Source organism: Acetatifactor sp., assembly GCF_982438285.1.
Window position 1 is genome coordinate 1 of sequence record NZ_CEWDFQ010000203.1, and the last position, 5,600, is coordinate 5,600.

Consider the following 5,600-nt stretch of genomic DNA (forward strand, 5'->3'; position numbering starts at 1 on the left):
CGCTGTGGAATGTCAATAAATGTTACATATTTATTGTATGTTTTATGTTGTTTTTATTTGTTTTATTTGTTTTTATTGCAAAAATATGTGTTTTTTCTTGACTTTTCAAGGTTTTGGGAACATACTGAAAAAGAGAACAAAGACAAGGAATGAACTCCCTATGAATGACTTTTTTAAGATAGATCTTCACACTCACACCTGCGCAAGCGGACACGGCACAAAGGATACCATCACCGACCTGGCCAGGGAGGCGTCGGCCAGAGGGATCTCCATTCTGGGCATCAGCGATCACGGTCCGGCCACTATGGGCTCTGCTAAACCCTCCTACTTTCGGGGACTGTCCGTGCTTAACAGACAGGACGCTCTGGCCGGAAGCTCAAAAAGGCGTCCTTTTGGAGTGCGCCTGCTTTTGGGTGTGGAGGCAAATATTTTAGACAAGGAAGGACATCTGGATCTTTCCGATGAGATTCTGGCCTCACTGGATTATGTGATTGTAAGCATGCACCTGCCCATATATACGCCCGGCTCCGTCAAAGAGAACACACTTGCCTATCAAAGGGCCATGGAGCATCCAAAGGTCCGTATCATCGGCCACTGTGACGATCCCCGGTTTCCTGTGAATTACGATGCTTTAGTAAGCGCTTCCCTCCAAAGAGGCGTCCTGCCGGAGCTGAATAATGTGTCACTGCTGTCTGACAGTTATCGCGGAGACTGTCGTCCGGGCGCTATTCGCCTGCTGGATGCCTGCCGCAGGCTGAATTATCCCATTCTTCTTTCAAGCGACAGCCATGGAAAGGAGCAGATCGGCTGCATGGCACAGGCCTTTTCCCTGACAAAGGAAAGAGCCTTTCCTGCATCCCTGATCGGGAATCTGCATCCGGAAAGGCTCCCCTTTTCTATTTTCTGAGCGAAAGAACACTGGCCTCATACTCTTTGATCTCGTCAAGCCAGCCCGTATCTCCCGCTACGCCGCACTGCCTGCAGTATTCCTCCCAGACAGCCCCGAAGGGATAGGTTTTTATCTCCTCCTGCATCACCATAAGCTCCGTGAAGCAGCTTTCATCCTGCAGCTTTTTCAGCATTTCATTGGGTGTGCACAAAGCGTTCAAAAGGGCCTTCTGCCAGCTTCTAAAGCCCACAGTCCAGGCAGAAATGCGGTTGATGCTTGCGTCAAAGTAATCCAGAGCCATATAGACCCTGTCAAGCCCGCCGCATCTTACAATCTCCTTTGCCATCTCCCTTGTCTCGTCATCATAGAGCACCACATGATCGCTGTCCCAGCGGATGGGCCTTGTGATGTGAAGGGCGATCTCCGGGAAAAAGCAAAGCAGCGCAGGTATCTTATCCGACACCATCTCTGTAGGGTGATAATGCCCGTTGTCCATCAGAGGAAGCACGCCGTCGTGGGTGGCAGCAAAACTTAAGGTAAACTCCGCGCTGCCTGCAGTGTAGGCCTCCACGCCAATGCCGAACACCTTGGACTCTACACAGGGCTTTACTAAATTCTTGTCATAGGGCTCGGACAAAATCTGCTCGATAGAGTCCTTATATCTCATTCTGGGCCCCATTCTGTCCGCAGGAATATCCTTAAATCCGTCGCCGATCCAGATATTCATTACACAGGGAACCCCTGTTTCCTTTGCAAAATACTCAGAAATACGGATGCAGGCCTTTCCGTGGTTGATCCAAAACTGTCTGATCTCCTCGTCAGGGCTTGTAAGCGTCAGGCCATCCTTGATTTTATCATGGGAAAAAAAGGTGGGATTAAAATCGATTCCCATGTTTCTTTCCTTTGCAAATTCCACCCATTTTGCAAAATGCTTGGGCTCCAGCTTATCCCTGTCCGCAAACTCGCCCTCCTCAAAGACAGCGTAGCTTGCATGGAGATTCAGCTTCTTTTTGCCGGGCATCAGGCTGATAGCCTTATCCATGTCCTGCATCAGCTCCTTTGGAGTCCTTGCTTTTCCGGGATAGTCCCCCGTGGTTTGAATTCCTCCGGTAAGGGGGCCGTCATGGTCAAACCCAATCACATCGTCTCCCTGCCAGCAGTGAAGGGAAACCGGGATTTCCTTCAATTTGGCAATGGCAGCGTCAGTGTCCACCCCCAGCGCTCCATACATTTGTTTTGCAGATTCATATCTTTCCTGCTGTGTCATTTTACTGCTTCCTCCTTTATCTTGATTTGCTTGGTTTCCTTTTTCATTCCTCCGGCAGATATTCCACAATGGGGAAGGACTGAAAAACACAGGCTCTTGCATCCTGTAAATCCTTAAGCTCTCCCGCCGCTATCATCTGGGCCGCAAGATTACCTGCGGCAGTGGCCTCCGCAGGCCCGGCGTACACAGGAACCCCTGCAGCCCCAGCGGTAAGGCGGTTTAAATAATCCGCATTGGCCCCTCCGCCCACAATATGTATCCTGTCGTAGGTTCTCCCGGTGATTTCCTCCAGCTCCTGCATGGTGGCCGCATAGCACCTGGCGAGGCTGTTGTAAATAACCGCCGCTGTCTGGGCGATTCCCTCCGGCACCTGCTGCCCTGTCTCCCGGCAGGCCTTTTGCACCTCTTTGGTCATATTCTCAGGCGCAAGAAAACGGTCATCGTTGCAGTCCACAATAGAGGAAATGCTGCACTCGGAGGCCATCTGGCAGATTTCCCCAAAGCCCAGGCCTTCTCCGATCTCCTTTTTTACCGACTGTATCATCCACAGCCCCATAATATTTTTCAGGTAACGGAAACGATAATCGTATCCCCCTTCATTTGTAAGGTTATGCTCTCTGCTTGCTTCGGAGCAGTCCGCCTCCTTAAGCTCTGTTCCCATCAGGGACCATGTGCCTGAGCTGATATAAAGGGCAGCCTCCTCTCCCTTGGCAGGCACCGCCATCACAGCCGAGCCCGTGTCGTGAGTTGCCGGAATGACCACCTTGCAGTCATAACCGATTTCAGCAGCCACATCCTCCTTCAGGTTCCCCAGGACAGTGCCCGGCAGGGACAGCTTCTGGAAGATTTCCACAGGATAGCCCAGCTTTTCAATCAGCTCCAAATCCCAGTCCCTGGTCTTTGGACTTACCAGCTGCCCCGTTGTGGCATTGGTGTATTCCGACGCCTTTTTTCCTGTCAGAAGAAAGTGGAAATAATCCGGAATCATCAAAAGCGTCCTGGCCTTAGAAAGCTCCTTTGGCTTTTTTTTCTTTAATGCCATCAGCTGATAAATGGTGTTAAAGGACTGCTTCTGGATTCCCGTTCGGGCATACAGCTCTTTCTCCGGAATGATCTTATATACCTCTTCATCCATTCCCCTGGTTCTGCCGTCCCGGTAAGCAGCTGCATTTCCAATGCGCTGATCCTTTTCGTCAAGCAGCACGAAGTCCACCCCCCAGGTGTCAATGCCTGCGCTGACAGGTATTTTCCCGATTTCCTTACATTTTTTCATTCCTGTCTTGATTTCCTCAAAAAGCCTGTCTACATCCCACACAAGCTCTCCGTCCTCTTCCACCATTCCGTTGGGAAAACGGTGCACCTCCTCTAACACCATCCTTCCCTCTTTCAAATGTCCGAGAATATGGCGGCCGCTGGAAGCGCCGATATCGATGGCAAGATAATACTGCTCCATGAAATACCCTCTCCTTCCGTTTTGCGCAAAATCTGGTTTCCTTAGTATTCTACGTTATATGATAGCTTATAAAAAGGACAAAAAAAAGGACACCATTTGTTTAAAAAAGTGTCCTGATTTGCCAAGGGCTGATGAAAGGCTTTCCTATGCCTGTTTTCATTCCTCTATTTCGTTCTATAGGGAAAATCGATATCTTAGCTCAACGAGCATTCTCCCTCATTCCACAGTCACCTGCAATGAGCCGCAAAAATTATCTCCCTCTAAAGAAAGATAGTTATCGCCTTCCTCAAGCGTAACGGAATATGTGCCTGTATCACTTGTATCTGCAATGATTTTTTCTTCGTTTTTATCACGCCAATAAAATTTAACTGTACCGGAATCAACTGTCAGCTCGTAAATTACGGTGAGATCATTTCCATTTTTCCGTTCCAGCCCTGTACCTCCGAATATATATTCAGTACCGTTAAAGTTATCATATTCGGCATGATAGGAGCCTGTATAGGTATCCTCACCTTTTGTCTTATCGCCCTGTAAATCTTTTTCATCTGTAAGAGCATACTTGCTGAAATACTGGAGCATATCGTTAAAGCCATTTATCACATTGTCTTTTACATTATCGCCGCTGCACCCCGTGATGGTAAAGATCAAACACAAGAAGAGCAGTGAAACAGTCAGAATTCTTTTCATATCATCACCCGCCAATCCTTGTTATAATATTCATAGCAATGATCGCAATCGCGCCCACCGCGTAAATGCTGTTGATTACAACACACACCTGCATAAGTTTGGATTTCACCCTGCCTTTGGTATACGCCAGAATAGAAAAGATACCTGAAAAAATCATAAAGGCGGCGTAACTGTAAATCATAATCTCCGCCGCCGGCGACTCCAATGCCCAGTCAAAGCTGCGCAATGGTAAGATCGTCCACGGGACAAACAGCATAATGACAGAAACAGCAGTTAAAATTTTGTTTTTCATTGTAGTTATCTCCTTTCAGATGCGCCGAATCGAATACAGGATACGGCAAGTGCCAAAATTGTGATTCCGACTGCAGCAGGCAGCCAGGGCAGCCAGGCAATTTGTGTTTCATAAACACCCCAGGCAGCTCTCCCATACGCTACCATTAACAAATAGAACGGATAGCTCATCGGGTATGCAAACCAGATTTTTGTGTTTATCATAAGCACGGAAGGTACAATAGAAGCCAAACCGATGCCAACCGAAAAAATGGGAGACTGAATTAAAGTGGAAATCGCAAGGTACACAGCAGCCATCGGGATTGCCGCGGCATATATGCTGCATACAGTTTTGCAGACATATAACGGCTCAAGGATAAAGTGATAGTCCTGGGTATTGGTAACGATTGCTGCACTGATATAGTACGCGCCAATGGACATTATCATCTGCACTGCCGCCAGTATCAGCAAAACAGTAAATTTCGCAAGGCACAATTTGGTCGTGCTGACCGGCAGGGACAGCATTTTCAAAATCCCTTTGTTCGAGCGTTCCGTTTGATTAAGTAACACGGTACAGATCACCAGCGACGCCGGGATCATAAACCATGCCATACCCATAAAGCCCTGAATGAAAAAGTTGTTTTCGGGAGTGATCTGGACACCCCTCAAATCAAAGTTCATATCCGCATTGATCATGCTCGGAATCCACATCATAATTACAGGAATCAGCAATATCAAAAAGATTTTAGAGCGGCGGATTTTTTTGAGTTCCACCTCCACTAAGGATAAAAAGCTCATTCAAAGCACCTCCTTACTTTCAGATAAATGACCTCCGCAATGCCGAACACAACCGTTTCGATTCCGCAGGCAGTTACATACAAAGCAATACGGCTGTTTTCTACTGCCGTAGAGAGCATTTGATAGGGCGAAGCAAAGGGGAACAGGCCAAGCAGGGCATTGTCTTGGGGGAAAATGGAAAGGGTGAATACGAGAATCACCCCGATACCAAGGGATACCCACATATTCTTGCAGGC

At 48.0% G+C, this 5,600-nt stretch carries 6 protein-coding genes and 1 pseudogene; 1 reads left to right on the plus strand and 6 read right to left on the minus strand.

The annotated features are described in order from the left end of the window. The first annotated feature begins 160 nt into the window (after positions 1–160). A complete protein-coding gene (locus AC1WIP_RS10465; RefSeq protein WP_481141774.1) occupies positions 161–907 on the plus strand; it encodes a PHP domain-containing protein in 747 nt (248 codons plus the stop codon). Here the strand turns inward: AC1WIP_RS10465 and AC1WIP_RS10470 are convergent. From AC1WIP_RS10470 to AC1WIP_RS10495, 6 genes and pseudogenes are all read right to left on the minus strand, one after another. Then, complete coding sequence (locus tag AC1WIP_RS10470) at positions 897–2,156, minus strand: L-rhamnose isomerase (protein ID WP_481141775.1); 1,260 nt, start codon at positions 2,154–2,156, stop codon at positions 897–899. The genes AC1WIP_RS10465 and AC1WIP_RS10470 overlap by 11 nt on opposite strands. 43 nt (positions 2,157–2,199) lie before the next feature. Beyond that, positions 2,200–3,609 (minus strand): rhamnulokinase, encoded by a 1,410-nt coding sequence (gene rhaB, locus AC1WIP_RS10475; protein WP_481141776.1) that lies wholly within the window; start codon positions 3,607–3,609, stop codon positions 2,200–2,202. A gap of 216 nt (positions 3,610–3,825) precedes the next feature. Continuing rightward, positions 3,826–4,296, minus strand: a complete 471-nt coding sequence (locus AC1WIP_RS10480; protein ID WP_481141777.1) for a hypothetical protein — start codon at positions 4,294–4,296, stop codon at positions 3,826–3,828. Positions 4,297–4,300: 4 nt separating this feature from the next. Then, positions 4,301–4,588, minus strand: coding sequence for a hypothetical protein (locus tag AC1WIP_RS10485; protein ID WP_481141778.1), 288 nt, complete (start codon positions 4,586–4,588; stop codon positions 4,301–4,303). A 5-nt stretch (positions 4,589–4,593) separates the two neighbouring features. Next, positions 4,594–5,364, minus strand: a complete 771-nt coding sequence (locus AC1WIP_RS10490; RefSeq protein ID WP_481141779.1) for an ABC transporter permease — start codon at positions 5,362–5,364, stop codon at positions 4,594–4,596. Further along, a pseudogene (locus AC1WIP_RS10495) lies at positions 5,361–5,600 on the minus strand (ABC transporter permease); the annotation flags it as partial. The gene AC1WIP_RS10490 and the pseudogene AC1WIP_RS10495, both read right to left, overlap by 4 nt.